This is a genomic window from Bacteroidia bacterium, from assembly GCA_027493955.1.
Classification (GTDB): Bacteria; Bacteroidota; Ignavibacteria; order SZUA-365; family SZUA-365; genus JAOSJT01.
Map to the genome: position 1 here is coordinate 2,189,276 of JAOSJT010000001.1, position 19,295 is coordinate 2,208,570.

At 57.2% G+C, this 19,295-nt stretch carries 14 protein-coding genes and 1 tRNA gene; 6 read left to right on the plus strand and 9 right to left on the minus strand.

The window, feature by feature from the left end; genetic code table 11:
• Positions 1-109 precede the first annotated feature (109 nt).
• The 4 genes from M5R41_08400 (at position 110) to M5R41_08415 (ending at position 4,286) form a co-directional block, all read left to right on the plus strand.
• On the plus strand, positions 110-1,006 hold the full coding sequence (locus M5R41_08400) for a fibronectin type III domain-containing protein (protein ID MCZ7556407.1): 897 nt from the start codon (positions 110-112) through the stop codon (positions 1,004-1,006).
• Positions 1,007-1,073: 67 nt separating this feature from the next.
• Entirely contained in the window at positions 1,074-1,847 is a 774-nt protein-coding gene (locus M5R41_08405; GenBank protein MCZ7556408.1) for an alpha/beta fold hydrolase, read from the plus strand.
• Positions 1,848-1,949: 102 nt separating this feature from the next.
• On the plus strand, positions 1,950-3,476 hold the full coding sequence (locus M5R41_08410; GenBank protein MCZ7556409.1) for a DASS family sodium-coupled anion symporter: 1,527 nt from the start codon (positions 1,950-1,952) through the stop codon (positions 3,474-3,476).
• Between the two features lie 96 nt (positions 3,477-3,572).
• Positions 3,573-4,286: a hypothetical protein gene (locus M5R41_08415; protein MCZ7556410.1), complete on the plus strand. Its 714-nt coding sequence runs from the start codon at positions 3,573-3,575 to the stop codon at positions 4,284-4,286.
• On the opposite strand, the gene M5R41_08420 is transcribed toward M5R41_08415, so the two are convergent.
• Together M5R41_08420 and M5R41_08425 are read right to left on the minus strand one after the other, a co-directional pair.
• Positions 4,287-4,880, minus strand: coding sequence for a DUF3365 domain-containing protein (locus tag M5R41_08420; GenBank protein ID MCZ7556411.1), 594 nt, complete (start codon positions 4,878-4,880; stop codon positions 4,287-4,289).
• 2 nt (positions 4,881-4,882) lie between these two features.
• Positions 4,883-5,359, minus strand: a complete 477-nt coding sequence (locus M5R41_08425) for a putative molybdenum carrier protein (GenBank protein ID MCZ7556412.1) — start codon at positions 5,357-5,359, stop codon at positions 4,883-4,885.
• A 268-nt stretch (positions 5,360-5,627) separates the two neighbouring features.
• Here M5R41_08425 and M5R41_08430 point away from each other — a divergent pair, with 268 nt between their 5' ends.
• Positions 5,628-7,118 (plus strand): NapC/NirT family cytochrome c, encoded by a 1,491-nt coding sequence (locus tag M5R41_08430; protein ID MCZ7556413.1) that lies wholly within the window; start codon positions 5,628-5,630, stop codon positions 7,116-7,118.
• 402 nt (positions 7,119-7,520) lie between these two features.
• A complete protein-coding gene (locus tag M5R41_08435) occupies positions 7,521-9,578 on the plus strand; it encodes a cytochrome b/b6 domain-containing protein (protein ID MCZ7556414.1) in 2,058 nt (685 codons plus the stop codon).
• 274 nt (positions 9,579-9,852) lie between these two features.
• Here the strand turns inward: M5R41_08435 and M5R41_08440 are convergent, their stop codons facing one another.
• The 7 genes from M5R41_08440 to M5R41_08470 form a co-directional block, all read right to left on the minus strand.
• On the minus strand, positions 9,853-10,227 hold the full coding sequence (locus M5R41_08440; protein ID MCZ7556415.1) for a DUF1634 domain-containing protein: 375 nt from the start codon (positions 10,225-10,227) through the stop codon (positions 9,853-9,855).
• Positions 10,227-11,039, minus strand: a complete 813-nt coding sequence (locus M5R41_08445) for a sulfite exporter TauE/SafE family protein (protein MCZ7556416.1) — start codon at positions 11,037-11,039, stop codon at positions 10,227-10,229. Before M5R41_08445 ends, M5R41_08440 begins: the two co-directional genes overlap by 1 nt.
• A 258-nt stretch (positions 11,040-11,297) precedes the next feature.
• Entirely contained in the window at positions 11,298-12,656 is a 1,359-nt protein-coding gene (locus M5R41_08450) for a T9SS type A sorting domain-containing protein (protein ID MCZ7556417.1), read from the minus strand.
• Positions 12,657-12,870: 214 nt separating this feature from the next.
• Positions 12,871-12,944, minus strand: a tRNA-Arg gene (locus tag M5R41_08455).
• Between the two features lie 187 nt (positions 12,945-13,131).
• The gene (locus tag M5R41_08460) at positions 13,132-14,073 is read right to left on the minus strand and encodes a hypothetical protein (GenBank protein ID MCZ7556418.1); all 942 of its coding nucleotides are present in this window, start codon (positions 14,071-14,073) and stop codon (positions 13,132-13,134) included.
• A 272-nt stretch (positions 14,074-14,345) separates the two neighbouring features.
• A complete protein-coding gene (locus M5R41_08465; protein ID MCZ7556419.1) occupies positions 14,346-16,967 on the minus strand; it encodes a choice-of-anchor D domain-containing protein in 2,622 nt (873 codons plus the stop codon).
• Between the two features lie 495 nt (positions 16,968-17,462).
• The gene (locus M5R41_08470; protein ID MCZ7556420.1) at positions 17,463-19,001 is read right to left on the minus strand and encodes an AbgT family transporter; all 1,539 of its coding nucleotides are present in this window, start codon (positions 18,999-19,001) and stop codon (positions 17,463-17,465) included.
• Positions 19,002-19,295: the final 294 nt, after the last annotated feature.

Consider the following 19,295-nt stretch of genomic DNA (forward strand, 5'->3'; position numbering starts at 1 on the left):
GTTCCGCGTAATTCTGTGCTTCTTTCTGCCGGTTTCCCTATCTTTCACGGTTACGAAAATTCGATGGACGCAGCCGCGTTCTTCTTCCGTTCAACGTATCGAGGAAAGTATGAAGCAAATCATCACCTCCCTTCTCGTACTGACGCTGCTTATTGGTTTCAGCGCCTGCGACGAGGAAAGCACCGGCCCTGTGGATCCGGATGTTCTGGCTCCGACCAGTCTCCGGGCTTCCTCCGCCGATCAGGCACTGAATCTCACCTGGACGCCTTCCACAAGCGAATCCCAGGAAAATTTTGACGGCTATCAGGTCCGTGTGCTGAATAAAAGCACGAATCAATTTTTCATCGAAACCGCCCCCAAAGGCACGGGGTACAAAGTCTCCAATCTTGACAATGGGACCTTGTATGTTATCACCGTCCGGGCTGTGACCAAAAATGGCAAGGAAAGTGGGGATTTCGCGCAAATCGAATGGGCCCCTGCCATCCGCCGGAGTGTGGACGTCGCGGGTCAGCCGATACGCGTCTACGCGACGACATCCACCACTTTCAACAGCGCCGTCGATCTGTTCAACCCGGACGGGAAGGCGGAAGTCATCCCTCAATCCGGTGCTGAGTTTCGGGACAGAGGTGATCTTTTCGTGTATGCCGACAGTCCCACCAGCGGCGCACTAGTGCTCAGAACGCCGAGCGCCGCCAACAACAAGGGCATGGAGACGCAATTCTCCACCGTGGATTACGATGCGGACGACCTGGATGCACAGACGCAGACCACCGCACCGCTCACGTCGACCTACACGCGCAATGATGTTTCCATCACTGCGGCGGCAACGCAAAAAGGAAAAGTGGTGTACGGGCGTCTCAAACGCGGTACGGATAACATCTACTTCCGCTTGCTGATCACTCGTGACCCAAGCGGAAGAATGGTTCGCGGTTCAGGTGCGGATCGTTATCTTGAGATGGTCGTGTCCTATCAGCATATCCCGAACGTCCCGTTCGCCAAACAGTAGTGTATTCCGCTTTCCGGCGGCAGATGCCATTCTGCCGCCGGGAACGTACCTTGATTCAGGAGGACGCATGCTGCCCGCTTTCTACACCGATGATGATGCCGGCATCCCGCTTCTGCTCTGTCACGCATTTCCGCTGAACGCGGCAATGTGGGAAGCGCAACGACACTCGCTTGCGGAATACTGCCGCATGATCACCTTTGATCTTCCCGGCTTCGGCAGGGGCGGCCCGGCCGTGCCCTCCATGAGCATGCGCGATTGTGCGGATATGGCAGTGGCCCTGCTGGATCACCTCGGCATCGAGAAGGCGATTATTGGTGGCTGCTCCATGGGCGGTTACATAGCCTTGGCGGTCCTGCGGCATCATCCCGGGCGCGTCCTCGGTCTGCTGCTGGCCAACACCCGCGCCTCCGCAGACAGCGACGAGGGAAAAAGCGGAAGAATGGAACAGATCGCGCGCATTGGAGACGGCGGACTTGCATTGGTACTGGACGGCTTGCTTCCGCGACTTGTAGGCGAGAGCACGAAAGAGGTAGCCCCCGAGGTGGTGACGCTCGTGCGGGAGCTATCGCGCACTGCGACCGCGGAGGGCTGCATGGCCATGCTGCGGGCCATGGCTGAGCGTGAGGACTCCCGTGCACTCCTGTCCTCATGCCGCATGCCGGTCTGTTCCATCGGTGGTGCCGAAGACATGCTCATACCAGCCGCGGAGGCGGAGCAAATCGCCGCGCTCGCACCGGAATCGGAGCTCCATGTGATCCCCAACGCCGGCCATTTGAGTAACCTCGAGCGACCCGTGCGTTTCGCCATTGCCGTGCGTCATTTTCTTTCGCGCTTCTCCTGAGGCCCCTGGCGATGCATCGGGCTCCGGACACGTTTTTCCCGCGCACCCGGTATCGCTCAACAATGGCTATTTCTCAACATCGTTGTTTCCGGGTACGGACGTATGAGTAAAGGGAACGCTATTCAAACCCCTTCCATGATGCGGCGGCTCGGCCTGCTTCTTGGCGCGGTCGCGTTTCTCGCAATCGCTCTCCTGCCGGAGCCGGCAGGACTCGGGCGCGAGGGGAAAATGGCCCTTGCTTCCGCTGCACTCCTCGCGCTCTGGTGGATGACAGAGGCCCTGCCCATACCGGTCACCTCCCTGCTGCCGTTACTGCTCTTCCCTCTCCTCGGTGTTCTGGATATGCAAAGCGCCGCCGCACCGTATTCGGATCAGCTTGTCTTCCTATTTCTGGGTGGCTTCATACTCGCTCTGGGTGTCGAGCGCAGCGGATTGCACAGACGTATCGCGCTGCACGTCATCGGGCGCATCGGCGCGAGCGAATCCCGTCTGGTGCTCGGTTTCATGCTGGCGACGGCCGCGCTGTCCATGTGGATATCGAATACCGCCACCGTCATGCTCATGCTTCCCATCGCTATGGCAGTGCTCTCGAACACCGGCTCTCGCCATTCGCCTTCCGCACGTGGCTTTTCCCCTGCGCTGTTGCTTGGTATCGCCTACGCCGCCAGTATCGGTGGCACGGCCACACTCATCGGCACTCCGCCGAACATCGTCCTTGCAGGCGTGATGCGCAAGCTCTATCCGAACGGACCGGAAATCAGCTTCGTCCAGTGGATGCTGTTCGGTGTCCCCCTGGCCGCGCTGTTCCTTCCGCTGGTCTGGATTCTGCTGGTACGCATTCTGCCGGGCACGCGTGTGCACAGCGCGGTCGCCTCTCGAGAGACGCATTCATCCGTGCGACGGGAGCTGGAAACACTCGGGCCCATGCACCCCGCGGAAAAAAAGGTGCTGCTGCTATTCCTGTTCACCGCATTGGGCTGGGTATTCCGTTCTCCGATTGACCTCGGATCGTTCCGCCTCCCTGGTATCAGTGATATGCTCCCACAGGTGACGGACGCAACCATCGCTGTCACATCCGCGGTAGTACTGTTTTTCCTCAATGGTGACCGGGACCAGCGACTGCTGACATGGAAGGACGTGCAGTCTGGCGTACCCTGGGGAATACTGTTGCTGTTTGGCGGAGGATTCTCGCTCGCGGAGGCCATGCGCAGCAGCGGGGTCACGTTATATCTCGGTGGCTTGATACAGGGCATGCACACGGTTCCGACGTTCGTGGTGGTTCTCTCCGTCTGCCTGCTTCTCACCTTCCTCACCGAATTGACGTCCAATACCGCGACAGCCAGTATACTGGTCCCCGTCATGGCGGCAGCGGCTGTTGCACTCGGCGAGCATCCGTTGCTGCTGGCACTTCCGGCCGCGCTGAACGCGTCCTTCGCCTTCATGCTGCCGGTGGCGACACCGCCGAATGCCATAGTGTTCTCCACCTCCCTTGTGAGTATTCGGACCATGGCACTGACGGGTTTTGTCTTTAATCTGCTGGGTGTCGTGCTCGTCGCCTTGCTGTTGTACGCGCTGGGTTTCGAGGTATTCGGCATCGTTCCCGATACCGTCCCGGTATGGGCGCGGTAAGGAAGCGCTGGAATTCCCGGGGTGCCGCGCACACCGGATAAATTTTTCCACCATGCTGAAGTTGGAAATCGTCGCGTAAGAAGGGAAATTAGAAATATGAAAACGAATGTTCTTTCTCGACCCGCGCGAACTGTCTCAAGCCTCCGGACACTGCTTTTTCCGCTGCTCGCAACAGCGTTTTTCTACGGCCTCTGCACCACCTCTGTCGAGGCACAAGGGCGCTTTCAGCTCAGACGCACAAAATCGGAAGGTGTACCGATCAAAGCGAGCATTCTCGCCGGGTATAACGGTATGAACGACCCCTCGAATCTGATTCAGGACGGCTTTGATCATACGGTGCTGAGTTCGTCCGGCGGTGTGATGATAGGGCTGCAGGGGATAATACGAATCGACACAACGCTGCTGCCCGTTTGGGTTGGTACGGAAGCCTATTATCACCGCATCGCGAAGCGATGGACGATGGACAAGCCCGAGGTGCGCTTTCCGGACGAGGAGGGCCGGGTTGACGCCGTCGAGACTATGGGGGCATACGGTGGTCATGTCATCATCATGCTCGGGCCCGTGTCGAGCATTTCCCTGATCCTCGGCGGCGGGATGCAATATCTCAACGCGACACTGGACAAGGACCTCGCCGTGCTCGGATTGTTTGGCTCACACTGGGTGCCGACAGCGCTTGCGGGAATCGATCTCAACCTCCTGACCTACGAACACGGCAGCATCGACTTGCAGATTCGCGGGATGAAGGGATTCAAGGAGTACGGCAGCTTTCAGGTGCAGTCCCTGCTGGGCTTCACCTTCGAATTCAATTAATCAGTTGTCGAGAGGGACGATGACGCTGACAGCGCCGCGAAAATCTCCGACCACATAACCGGTTGCCTGATCCTCCGGATAGCGTGTTTTCAGAAGCTGTTCGACGTCCCCCGGTATATCCCGTCCCGTACCATGACACATCAAACAGGGTTGTTTGATCAGGATGGGTTTCATGGACCGCATGACCAGGCGTCCATCCATTTTCATGATCTCGTCCTCATGAATATCCGCTTTGAGCAGACCCTGGCGCGCGGCAGTGTCAAAGCGTTCGAGTATCCCGCGTTCCCATTCATCCGGCACATCGAGCGGATTTCGCGGTTTGATCGTGACACGCCGCACAGACACACCCATCTCCTTGCCGATGGCATTGGTAAGATTCTGCGCATTTTCGGAACAATACTGGATTGCCCGGATCGGTCCCCCCTCCTTCATTGCGGCAGTCAGCTCGCCCAGCAGGGCACCCGTAAGACGATCGGCCGTTTGTTGGGCCTTCCGTGACGCGGCCGCTTGTTCTTCCACGCCGGGATGGCTACCGCTGCACGCGGCGAGGCCAACGATCAGTACGCTTGACAAGAAGAGTGATGTGCGTTTCATGGCTACCTCGGTTCTTGTGATCGGAGATACTGTTGAAAGAGCCGTCGGAGGAATTCCCGGGCCTCCGCTCCTATACCCGGCTCACTGCTTTCACGCGGCCCTGCGATATTGAGTACCTTCACACCTGTCTCCTCTATCCATGTCAGCACCATTTCGGGCGAGGTTGCTCCCAGCAGCCCCGTGAATACCGGACGCTGAAGCCAGACGGCGAGGTCGTTCGTCAGCAGCGTGCCACCCCGGAGCGGCAGGGAACGGATGAGGATAAGGGTCGCGTCGGAGTCGCGGACATTCCATGTGGTGCGTTGCCGATATCGGTGCGAAGGCGTTTCACGCAGCAGGTATTGCGTGGGGATGGTGCCGTCTTCCGCGATTCTGCTCCTCGGACACCATCCGCCGCTTTGCAGGCCGCATTCCACGGCGGCATCGAGCGCCGCGCGGTCGACGCCTGTCTGCCCTCCGGACACGATGTGCATGGGCACTCCAACATGTTCCACACCCGATTGTACGAAATCCTGCGTGAGGAATCAACTGTCCATCCGTCGTACCGAGAGGAAGCGGCTGCCCCTGCGTGGACTTGCGTTTGTTGTGGTTTGCTCGAACGAATATCTCTCCCTGCGGAAACGCGGAGGAAACCTCCCATCAGATGTAGATGCGGAATTTCGAACCCCGGGATTCGGATAGCCGAGGTCTTGAAACATCGCGTTTCATGATGTACCTTATGAAGCCACTATCACAGGAGACTTCCGCATGCGAAAACTTCCGGACAGCGTGTACAATCCAATCAGTCTCATCGGCGCGACCATCGCGTTGGTGATGCTCGGCAGTATTCTCGTGTTTTTTCTGATGGACGTCATGGGATACACGCAATCGCCGTATCTCGGGATCTTCACCTACATGCTCCTCCCGGGGGTGATGGTCATGGGATTATTGCTCATCCCCGCAGGCATCTGGCTTGAAAAACGGCGCCAGCGAAAACACAAGGGCGAAGCTCGAAGATACATGGTGCTCGACCTGAACCAGAATCGGCACCGCACCGCTGTCATGGTGTTCACTGTCGGCACCATGCTCCTGGTCGTCATCTCCGCAGCCGGGACATATCAAGCCTATACGTATTCGGAATCCGTGGAATTTTGCGGCGAGATTTGTCATGTGGTCATGGCACCAGAGTACATCGCATATCAGCACTCTCCGCATGCGCGTGTCGCCTGCGCGAGTTGCCACATCGGTGAGGGAGCGGATTGGTTCGTCAAAGCCAAGATCAGCGGCTCCTATCAGGTGTACTCTGTTCTCTTTGAGAAATACCACCGTCCCATAGCGACGCCTCTGGAGAATCTGCGACCCGCAAGAGAAACCTGCGAGAAATGCCACTGGCCGAGCAAATTCTCGAGCGACAAGAAGCTGGAGAAGGTGTATTACCCGATCGACACCACTGATGCCGAGCCGTGGATGATTCAGATGGATCTGAAAATCGGCGGCGGCCAGAGCGAATTGGGCCCCACGGAAGGAATTCACTGGCACATGAATACCGCCAACAAGGTCTCCTATATCACCACGGATAAAAAGCGCGAGACGATTCCCTGGATCAAGAGTACCGATCTCAACGGCGTCACACGGATTTTCCGCGCGATCGGCTTCGACATGACCGACGATGAGCTTCGGAAATTCGAAGAGCGGAAAATGGATTGCATAGACTGTCACAACCGTCCTTCGCACATTTACTACCCGCCCTTCCGCACCATTAACGATGCCATGCGCGCCGGCACCATCAATGCGTCGCTGCCCGGTATCCGCGGCATTGCATCGTACGCTATGACGCGGGAATTCGCTTCGTCGGCGGAGGCGAAACGCAGAATACCGGAGTTGATTCGCGCCGAATATCGTGCATCGAATCCGAACATCCTGACAGAGCGCAAGAGCGATATTGATAAAAGCATCAAGCAAATCGTCAGCATCTATTCGCGCAACTTCTTCCCTGAAATGAAAGTCAACTGGAAGGCCTACCCCAATCATATCGGTCACATGTACGATCTCGGATGTTTCCGCTGTCACGATAACAAGCACGTGTCCGACGACGGGAGGGTGCTGACAAACGACTGCTCCCTCTGCCATACCATTATTAAGCAGGGGCCGATTTCCAATCCCGTTTCCAACATTGCAGGAATGGAATTCCAGCACCCCACCGACATCGACGGTGCGTGGAAAGACGTCAACTGTTCCGATTGTCATCTCGGAAATTGAATCAGCGGCGGTGAATGCAGCAGGCTTTGCCCGGAAAGACGCACCATGCCACACACCTATCCGTCATCCCGCACCGGGACACCGGATCATGGCTGGCGCTTTCCGTTGCCGCGGTGATGCGGCACGGACGCCAGGCAATCTGGAGCTTCAGTTCCATGTGTCGGAATATTTGCATTCTTTGCGGAAAAATTGGAACTTACGGGAACAACAGTTAGCAACTGTTTGCATCCCAAACTGTTGACACTATCACATAATATGACGCACCACCAGCCCGCATTCAGCGCGCGGGATATCCGAAAGGATCACTTTATGCTGAGAAAAAAGACTTTTTTATCCTTGGTAATAGCGGGGATGTTCCTTGCGGTCAGCGGCAACCTAAACGCGCAAACGTCCGAGGATTGCATGGCCTGCCACAGCGATACCGAGCTTTCCATGGAGCGCCGTGGCAAACCCGTATCGCTGTACACAAACGCCAGGGTCTTGCAGGCATCGCCGCATGCGAAGCTCGCCTGCGTTGCCTGTCACGTGGGCTTCAGCGCCGAGGACATTCCACACAAGGAACGCATCACTCCTGTGCAGTGCACCAACTGTCACAAGGATGCGGTGCGCAGTCACAAATTCCACTCTTCCATGCTCCTCGCCGCGCGTGCGAAGGGGACGCTGGAATCGAGCTGCAAGGATTGTCACGGGACGCACAATGTGCAATCCACAAAGAATCCTTCCTCTCCCTTTCATGCTTCGAATCAGATGCAGACCTGCGGGAAATGCCATGAGGATGCTGTGCGTCTTTACACGGCCTCCGATCACGGCAAGGCCTACGCCAACAAGGTCAAGGGCGCTCCGACCTGCATCACCTGCCATTCCAGCGATATAACGGCATCCACGGGCATGAATCCGACGGATCTGAAGGTTGTGCAGGAAAAACTCTGTCTCTCCTGCCATCTCGACAATGAAGATATTCGCTCCCGCACCTCCGTCAGCGCAGGTTTTATCAAGGCCTACGACCATAGCGTACACGGCATCGCGCTGCACAAGGGCAACGGTGAAGCCGCGAATTGTGTGGACTGCCACGGTGCTCATGAGGTGGCGCGCGGTGGCGATCCCATCTCTCTCGTAAGCAAAAGGAACATTCCGACCACATGCGGCGCCTGCCACGACACCATCGCCGAGGAATTCGCGACGAGTTCGCACGGCACCGCGCTTGCCCGCGGCGTGAAGGACGCTCCGTCCTGTACGGATTGTCATGGTGAGCACACCATCCTTTCCCCGTCGAATCCGCTGTCGCCCGTGGCGCCCCGCAACGTGTCCGGCAAGGTCTGTACGCCCTGCCATAGCTCGATGCAGCTCTCCGAGAAGTATGGTATCGCGCGCAACCGCATCAATACTTTCGAAGACAGCTATCACGGCCTGGCACTCAAAGGCGGTTCATTGCAGGTAGCGAACTGCGCATCATGCCACGGTGTCCACAATATCCTTCCCTCGACCGATCCCCGGTCACTGGTCCATAAGGATAATCTGGTCGAAACCTGCGGTTCCTGCCATCCCGGAGCGAATGAACGCTTCTCGCAGGGCACGGTACATGTGCAGCTCGACTCGGCGGAAGAAGAACCCCTTCTGTATTGGATCTCCACGCTGTACCTGATCCTGATTTTCGTCATCATCGGCGGCATGCTTCTGCACAACGCGCTGGATTTTTACAGAAAATCCAAAAACAACCTCAAGATCCGACGCGGCCTCATGCCCTCGCACCATGTGCAGTCGCACCGGCTCTACGTGCGCATGACGCTCAGCGAACGCATGCAGCATCTCGCCCTGATGTTGTCGTTCTGGGTGCTGGTGCTGACCGGCTTCATGCTCCGCTTCCCGGATGCCTGGTGGGTCAGACTTATCAACGACTTCTGGGCGCCGGCCTTCGATCTCCGGGGTGTGATTCACCGCTATGCCGCCGTGGTCATGGTTGCCGCGAGTCTCTATCACACCTACTATCTGGCGTTCACTCAGCGCGGCCGGCAGTTGTTTATGGATCTGTTGCCGAAGATCAGCGATGCGACTGACGCCTGGGCGGTACTCAAGTACAACCTTGGATTCACAACCGAAAAACCGAAGTTCGGTCGCTTCTCGTATATCGAGAAAAGCGAATACTGGGCACTTGTGTGGGGTACCATCGTGATGGCGGCGACGGGCTTCTTCATGTGGTTCGACAATTACTTCATGGGCATTTTCGGCAAGCTCGGCTACGATATCGCCCGCGTCATCCACTATTACGAAGCCTGGCTCGCCACGCTGGCCATCATCGTCTGGCACATTTACTTCGTCATGTTCAATCCTGACGTCTATCCGATGAATCTGGCCTGGATCAAGGGCACGCTCACGGAAGAGGAAATGCAGCACGAACATGCTCTCGAGCTGGAGCAAATCAAGAAGAAGGAACAATCCGACGAAGAAGAAGTCGAAGTGTAATCTTCGCAATGAGCAGAAAAAACGGCGTCCGAAAGGATGCCGTTTTTTTATCACCTACGAGGAACTCCACCGAATGCCATCTGCCCCTCACTGCGGTAATCGCTTCGCAAAGCCACCCGTGGAGTAGTACGCCGTACGAGGACGGGCATCCCGCATCGGCACGCCAAAGCTGCACCCTCTCTGCTTCGTCGTGAGACACAACCCGCCTCTTCGGACGCAGGTACAAGTAGCCGGCGCGCCTTGCTGACCTCACCCCTCTGTCAAGAAACCAGACTCAGTGGGTAAAAAGCGAGAGAGCAATGCTCCCGAGCAACACGAAGAGGACGAGCAGCGAGATTGTTGTGTACCGGGAATCTCTCTCCCGCGCGAACATCCAAGCCGTCATCGCGACGCGTGCGATGGGCGTCAGCATCAGGAGAAAAAGGCCGAGGTAGAGATGGATGAACGGGTTGAGAGGTGAAACATCCTCCCCTTTCAGCAGCGAACGCCACATTGCCGCAGGATCCGCGACGGTGTACCAGCGCGGCTGCGCGGCATAGAGCACGAAGCCGAGCAGTAAAAACACACCGCTGGCGATGATGCCGGCGCGCAGGAGCCGGCTGACGCTGTGCTCGCGGCGGTGGTCCATGTCATGATCATGCGGGGCCATCAGAACAACATCCGTATCGCTGTGGCGAGGAGAAGCAGGATAAAAAGCAGCATAATGTACACGGAACGGATTTTTGCGCCGAGACGCGTGCCCAACAGCGAGCCGCCGAGTACTCCCAGCACCGCCGCAGCCGTAAAAAGCGGATTGACATGTCCGTGCGAGAAATAGATAAATGCACTCGCCGCCGCTGTGACACCGATCATGAAATTACTTGTGGCCGTGGCGGCCTTCATCGGGACACCGGATACCATGTGCATTACAGGCACCTTGATCAAACCTCCTCCCACCCCGAGCAGCCCACTCAACTTTCCGGCAAGCAGGGAAACGAGCATGCTTGCCGGTAAGCGGCGCACACTGTATTCCACCATGCGGCCTTCCGCTTCGTCGCGATACCGGCCATGGATCGCAAGCGCCGGATCATAGTGCACATCCGCCTTTGCGCCGGTGCGCAACTTGCTGATCATCAATCCGGCGATGACGAACAAAAAGGTGCCGAAAATCCTGCGGAGCACGTCCCCGGGCAACACGTTTGCCACAAGTCCGCCAAGTACCGCGCCGACGGTCGTCATCACTTCCAGCGACATCCCAAGCCGGATATTGCTGATGCCTTTGTCCACATACACCGACGCGGAGGCGCTGGACGTTGCGATGATGGTGATCACACTCGCTGCAACGGCCTCATGCATGGGCAAACCGAAGCCGAGCACCAGAACCGGTATAAGGAAGATGCCGCCGCCTATACCGAGTAAAGCACCAAGCAATCCGGTGATTACGCCGGCGAGCATCACGAGAAGAAAGGTGAGTGGAGACATGGATACGGTTGTCTGATTGCTCCGGCACATTCTGGAAAAAAATACGTTGCTGTGCCCGAATTGTAATATCACTCCAAAGGCTGTGAAATTCAATGCGCCCGACTCTGGGGACTGCAAACTACTATTTGTGAACACTTCCGGAAGACAGGAGATATCCCCGAGCATGTATCAATGTTATCACGAGCACACCATCACCCGGTAGCTGACTGAACAGCAGCGCACACCAGTTCCAATCAATCCGACTGTCCATCCCCTGACCTAACGGACCAGCAGCTTCGTCCAGGCCCTCTCGCCAGCCATTGTCACCGACACGATGTACATGCCCGAAGTGTAGCCGCCGATTCCCAGATACACCGGATTGCTGCCTTCATCGATGCGGAAGCGTTCTTCGTGTACGCGTTTGCCGAGCACGTCTGTCACGTGCAGTGCCGCCTCTCCCGATGCGGGGGAGCTGATCCGGACGGTTGCGTGGCCATGCTCCGCGGAGGAAGGAGATGGAGATACTGACAGCGATATGTGCGTAAGCGTGGGCTTTTCACCCGGCACCGAGACCGGTGTGCCCCAGCTTTCTCCGCAACCGGTGTAATACACCAGTGCGTCGTTCCAGGAATATTCCATGTTGCCGCCAAAAGAACGCAACACCCCGACATTCTCCACAATGCTCACCTGCGCGTACACTCCATACGCATATCCGGATAGCGTTCCAGCCGTGAGTACACGCTTCAGCCCTCCACCAAATTGCATCGAAGCGGTATCGGTGATAAAGTAGTCGTAGGCGATCAAGTCTCCGATACTCACCGTCGCAGGAATGATGACTCCGCCACCAATAATGCTAACACCTCCCGGACCGGCCGTTACGTGAATTCCGTAGGGAAAAGGTTGTTGGGTGAGCGGAGACCGGAAAAGCGGATGCACGGCATAACGGATCCCGTTTTCAATACGATCACCGGAATGATAGTACGACCTGTACGAATAGCTTCCTCCTGAATACTGGACCCGGTATTGCATCATCCGGTCTCCACAGATGGAAACATAGGCACGTGCTACAGTCTCCCGATTGTAAGGTATGCCTCCGATCACCGCGCTGTTGAGTCGCAGCACCTCGCCCTTGTCACGGTCGTAGAGCAGGCCATAATACTCGCCGACAGTCCTGACCCTCTGCGCCAGCCCGAAGCCGCTTCGATACGTTATCGCGGAAATGCTCCGACCGAACACGGTGGTATCGAACGCGTGCCAGGTCCATTCCATACCGTCAAAACGGACAACCGCCGTTGCAGGCCTCCGCAGCGGACAGAATACGAGATCACGAAAGGATGGTCCATCGAGAAACACCACCCCGTTGCTGTCCGTAAGCATCGGTCCGACGTACGTGTATCCATCGAATCCCTTCCGCAGTTCCCTAAATGCAAACGATTGCCAGTGATCGCTGTAGCGGCAAAGCAGCCCCGTCGGAGTGCCTTCATCGTTTGCGTACACGAAGCGGTCTTTCTCACCCGGTATGGGGAAGTCGAAGTCCTGCTGTGCTACCGCATTCACGGACAATAGCGTTATGAGGAGCAGCGACAGACACCCCAATGAAACGTATGGCCTGTTTCGCTCGAACTGTTTGGCATTCATAGTTCAACCTTGTTTCCTTGGGCATGCACATGCGTGTCGCTTCCTGCAACACGACATCGTACGCTTGCCCGTGGCGGTGTTACGGTACGCGTGTTATGGGGTGAAGCGCGGCATCCGGAACATCGACAAGCAGACATACAGAGGAATGACACATCAGCGCCGAAAAAATTCCCTGTATCAAAAAAAAAACGCCGTGACAGCGACGGCGTCTGTGTACTCCCGGCAGGACTCGAACCTGCGACCCTCTGCTTAGAAGGCAGATGCTCTATCCAGCTGAGCTACGGGAGCATTGCAAATCAACATATAATATCGTTAGAAAACCCCTGTGATTCAAGGATTCGACATACCCGACAAGCTAACATACCCGACAAGCGGAATTCGATCCCCACCGGGAGTAATTTTTCTGATTCGTCAACAATCGGATGCCGCCCCTCGACGACGCTCAGAGGGCATGGGTCCGGGAATCGAAACGGCGTCAGTGCAAGGTACCTCCCAACTTTCGCGCACGCTCCTGCGCTTCGGCGATGCCGCCGGAGAGAGCGACGGCATCCTGATACAGCAGAAAACTCCGGAGCAATTCCCGTTCCAGGCTCTGTCTTGCTTCTGTGTGTGTGGCTCCACCCTTTGTCCATTGCAACACTCGTGAGCTCGCAGCGGCGAGTCTGGAGATCTGGGCGGTCCCGCTTTCCGTGCCATGTTTGCGCTTTTCGCCTGCTTGCGCGTCGGCGAGTATGAGCAACGGGGCGCTGCCCGCCGGGGCTCTGAACGAGGCGAAAAGTTCGGGCACCGAAGCGTCCGCGCCGCGAAGGATGACTCCGTCGTACACTTTTCTCATGCCGACATCACCCTCCGCGACATCCATACGCCGCCATCCCGCGAGCAACAGGGACAGTTCGAGGAATTCCGGCCCGCACACCGCTGTGAGCTGCGTTGCTTCGTTCCCGTTCTTGACGTCCTTGATCAGCGCGGAGAGACGCTCGCGGAGGAATATGCGGTCGGGCTCCACCTCCGGCCGTGATAAGACCAGAGTATGGACATCCGCGCCAAAGCCGGCAAGCTCGCGCGCAAACGCATCGGGTTCGGAAATATCCTCGCCGCAGTGGACCATGATGATCACTCTCCCCGGTCCCTCCCGCCGCGGATGCGGGAAGTGCATCAGATGGCGTACTCCTGTTCCGGCCGGTGCCGTGCTGCGAATCTCGATGCTGTCCACCCTCGGACTGTCTTCCTTCCTCATCCGCAGACCCGGCATGCGCTCGCTGGCATCCGGCTCACGGACGCGCACGGTGGTCCCGTTGCCGAAGCGAAGGGTCTCGTATTCAGGCACATGCTCCACGACGCGCCGCTCTCCGCGTTCGCGTGTATACACGAACAGAGCAATGAGGGCGAGAACAACAAGCAACAACCAGCGGGTCATGGACGCTACCGTTTTTCTGTAAAGTGACGCGCCGGGAACTGAAATACAAACCCGGCGCGCCGCTATTCAATGACGATGAAGGGCGAAATGTTTTCTTCGCGACAGCTCATCGTGTCTGGACTCGAGGATACTGCTCCTATGCTATTTCTCGGGGATGATCGTATTCACGCCTCATCAGCTCTGCATTCACCGCCTCCGTTGCTGTATCCGCTCCCCCTCGCGCAGAAAGAGCCGGGTTCATCCCGGCTCTCTCTGCTCGACCACGCTCGCGATTATCTCATGTACAACATCCGCTGACAGCGCACTTCCGTCCCGACACGCAGCACGAGAAAGTACACACCGGGCACGGCCTGCGCGGGTGACCATTGTGCGGAGTAGACGCCAGGACCCTTTGCTTCGTCCACCAACACCGCCGTGACCCGACCGAGGGCGTCATGCACAGTGAGGCGCACGGGAGCGAATATCCCCAACTCGTACGGAATGCTTGTGACGGAAGTGAAGGGATTCGGCACATTCGGGTGCAGCGCGAACGCGCCCGGCAGCTCATGCGTCGGCCGTACCGACACGACCTCCTTACCGGTGCCCTGTACCACAATGCTGTCCGCGGCGGACACGGCATTGCTGGTCACGATGAATACGGAACTGACCGGGCCGATCATGTCGGGAGTGAACCGCAACGTAAAGTCCCTGGTAGCGGACGGTGCGATGTGCGCCAGAGGCGACTCGAGCGTAAAACGCGAATCGGAGCATGTGAACGCCGAGATGCGCAAGGTGTCGTTGCCTGTGTTCGTGATCGTGACTGTCGTATCTCTGTGCGAACCGAGATCAACATCGCCAAACGTGATCGCCCCGGGATCGATGGTCAGCGTCACGACGGTCGCTTCGCTCCCGGTCCCTGAAAGAGATACGAGTGTCGGAGATGTCGGCGCGTTGCTTGTCACTGTGAGCTCGCCGGAAGCGGGACCCGGCACCGTCGGCGAGAAATACACGGTGTCGCTGAACGCGGCGCCGGGCAGAAGTACATGTGACGCGATGGCGACGGTAAACACGGGATTGCTCGCGGTGATACTCGAAATGACAAGCGTATCGTTTCCAGGATTCGAGATATTCAATACTGTGGACTTGCGCGTTCCGATGGGCACGCTGCCGAAATTCCACGAACGCTTGTCCACTTCGATCGCCGGAGTTGCGGTCGCTTTCCCGGTGACGAAAATCGTATCCGGACTATGGATGGAATTGCTCTCGACAACGATGGCGCCGTTGAGAGTGCCCTTGGATGTTGGGACGAAGCGCAGCACTGCTTCGACATCCCCGTTCGGGGGAATGGTAGTGTTGTCCGGCGTCATCGTGAACTGTGGATGGCTCGATGTTATGGAAGCGATGTTCAACGGAAGGTCGCCCGTGTTGGTGAGCGTGATGTTCCTGGTCGAGGAAAAACCAACGCTGACCGTACCGAAATCCACCATTCTGGAGGAAAGGGCGAGTGTCGGTGCCTCGAGCGGAAAGCTCCCGTCGGCGAGTATTCTGGAAGCGTAAATATCCGGATTCGAGAATGAGAGCCGGTAATCCTCCCACGCGATGATAGCGCCGCCAGCGCCATCGCTGCACATCCACGGGTAAGTCTGCATGCGTCCAGCCGTGCCGACGGCCACACCTGCGTTGGACCAGAGCAACGCACCTGCCGACGAAATCCGCTGCGCGAAAATGTCGCTCTCAATGATGCTTGTGGTCTGGTCCTCCCATGAGACGATGATGCCACCGTTGCCGTCGGGGATAACGAAGGGCGTGGCATGGCTGCCCGCACGATTGGTAACGGCAACGCCATCGGCTGCCCAGGATTTCTTACCCGTGTTGTCGATGATCTGGGCATAGGCACGGGTTTTTCCCGACACACGCCCGTCTTCCCAGGCAATGCCCAACAATCCCGGACCAATATTCGAAAGCTGGGGGTTTGTCTGTCCGCCCGACGAGGACGTCACGCGCAGCGATGCCGCTTTCGTGCTATCGGGATTTACAACCGCGACATGCAGCGTTGGTCGTGATCCGGAATTCCAATCATAATAGGCCAGAAACGCTTTACCCGTGCCATCGGCGACGAGCATGGGGGAATCCTGCGGACCACCGTCGATCGCGATACCAACGCCACCGTTAGTCCACATTTGCGCACCACCGGAAGTTACCCGCTGCATGTACACGTCGTATGCCGCGTTATTGTAAAACACCCACGCGATGTACGCTCCACCGTTGCCGTCACTTGCGATGCTCGGTCTGCTCTCGAACTGGTCGGAAAAGCTGAGGGTCAGCTCCGGACTCCACAGCTGGTTACCGTTACTGTCTATCCTCTGTGCAAAGATGTGTCCGTCCTGCGCAGTATTGGTATGGGCGCTCCAGGTGACTATGGCGCCCTGCTGCCCATCGCTTGCGAGTTGAGGATCCATCTGCTCGCTGCTGCCGGTCGCCACAGGAACACCTTCTGCGGTCCACAGGACATTCCCTGATGAATCGATTCGCTGAGCGAATATATCCGTGTTGATATTTCTGGTGTCTGTCCAGACGATGATCGCACCACCGGCGCCATCCGCGATGATTTCCGGCTTGAGTTGCTTGGAGAGGGCGGGACTTATGACAACTCCGTTCACTGGCCATCGCACGATGCCATCCTTGTCGATGCGTTGCGCGTACACCTTGATCACACCCGCCGCGGCCCGTTCATCGGCCCAGCAGATGATGGCTCCACCCTTCCCGTCGCTCACGAGCCGCGGTGATCGCTGATAATTCCCTTCCCTGCAAATCGCGTTGTTTGACGCTGCATCGGAAATCCATTGTCCGTACGCAGCCATATATGGGGCAAGAACGAGCAATGTTGCGAGCAGACCCATTCGCCGTGTGATCATGATGACTCCTGTCTGATGTATCGTGAAACTATCAGGTATGGCATGATCAAAACACCTGGCCTCGTCCGATTTCGTATATCGGTGCGTTAGGCCTGCCATACCTTATGGCGGATAAAGCGATGTATCGTGGACGGGTACTTCAGTTCGTACGTGAAACTACGCATCATTGCGGCCAGAGTCAAGCTCTGGCAAGCACGCCGGTCAATTCGGATATCCGCACCTTACATTAAGGCTGGAGGAGTGGTATCGTGGATTACGGGTTCTACCTATGCATACCGGTGTCAGGCCTGCATGTTTAGAAAGGGCAGGAGTGCCGGTCCCCGAGCGAAGCCGAAGGGCAGGAGTGCCGGTCCCCGAGCGAAGCCGAAGGGCCGGCTTTCACAAGGATGATTGATCCACATCCCCGACGGTATACACCGGGTAATCAGCTGCATCCCTTCCCATTGACATGGGTGCCATGATCAAGCTTCAGCAAAACGCTGCACGCGCTTGCGGTTACGGCGCGGTCTCTCCGAACGAAGGTACATAATGCAGCGGACCGTCCGGTCCCACGGGAATGCCGAAGAGCATCCATGCGATCAGCAGCAGCGCCCAGAAGATGCTGAACATGATCGAGTACGGCAACATGGTTGAAATGATGGTTCCCATGCCGTACTTGTCGTCGTACTTCTCCGCAAAGGCCACAATCAGAGCGAAATAGGACATCATGGGCGTAATCACATTCGTCACCGAATCGCCGATGCGGAATACCATTTGCGTCAGCGAGGGATGGTAGCCGAGCAGCATGAACATCGGAACGAACACCGGCGCCATAATGGCCCACTTCGCCGATGCCGAGCCCATGAACAGATTGATGAATCCGCTGAGCAGGATGAACATCAGCATGAGCGGAATGCCGCTCAGACCTATGCCGCGCAGCAATTCGGCGCCGTCGATGGCCACGATGAGACCCAAGTTGGTGTATTGGAAATAATACACGAATTGCGCCGCGAAAAACACGAGAACGATATACGTCGCGAGATGACTCATGGATTTGATCATCTCTTTTATCCCCTGTTTGTCGTTGCGTATGCTCTTCGTCACCCATCCATACACTATGCCGGGGATGAGGAAGAAAATCATGATCGCCGTGATCATGCCGTTGAAAAAAGCGGATTGCAGCACCGTCTTACCGGGATGACGCAGCAAGCCGTTTTCCGGCACGACCGCGACAAGAAAGAGTCCCACCACCACAAGCACACTGATGCCGGCCCACAGCAGCCCGTCCTTCTCGACGCGCGTAAGCTGCTCCATCTCGATTGCGGTCTCTTTGCCCGCGTATTTCCCCAGCCGCGGCTCGACGAACTTGTCCGTGACCACAGTGCCCACGACGATGATCATCAGGGCGGACGCCCACATGAAATAGATATTGGTCGCCGGCGTGATATGAATGTTCGGATCAATGATTTGCGCGGCACTTTGCGTCAGACCAGCGAGAACGGGGTCCACGCTTCCTATCAGTATGTTTGCTCCGAATCCGCCACTGACGCCAGCGAACGCCGCCGCGAGCCCCGCCATCGGATGACGGCCCAGAGCGAGAAAAATCACAGCACCGAGAGGTATCAACACCACATAGCCCGCTTCCGACGCAAGATGCGACATGACGCCCGCCGCCACCAGCGATGCTGTGATGAGTCGCTTCGGTGCCTTGAGAACAAGTGCCCGAATGAGCACGGTCAGCAGGCCCGATCCCTCCGCTACGCCGATTCCGATCATCGCAACCAGTACGAGACCCAGTGGAGGAAATTTCACGAAATTATGTTCTATGTTCTCGAACATCCATCGCACGCCCTCGGCAGTCAGTAAACTTTTCGCCGTGAGGGTCTCGCCTGTGCCGGGATGTATTGCCGTCAGCCCGAGCCAGGTGGAGATAGCCGAGAGTACGACGACCAGCCCCGCGAGAATTGCGAAGATCGTGGCCGGATGCGGTAATGCGTTGCCGATAAGCTCAATACGGTCCAATGAGCGTTGAAAGAAGGTGCGTCTCTCTGCCATGGGGCCTCCGTTGCGTTGGTGAGGAGCTGCTTTGCAGCGGGGGTGATCATTGAAGATAGAACAGGAAAAGTAAAGCGGCAAGCAGTGGCTGGGGTTACGTGCGTGGGAGGGCGAAGCGGGTTCTTCCCGGAAAAGGATAGTGGGAAGCGTTCATCGGGATGCGTTAATCGGGAAGCGGGAAGGGGCTTACAGATCGAGGGCAGCTTTGAATTTCTTGTTTCCGAAGGAACAACGATTTTTCGATATACTCCGCGCCCTGCTCTCGGCGCTCCGCAATCGCATCACGTACTCCTG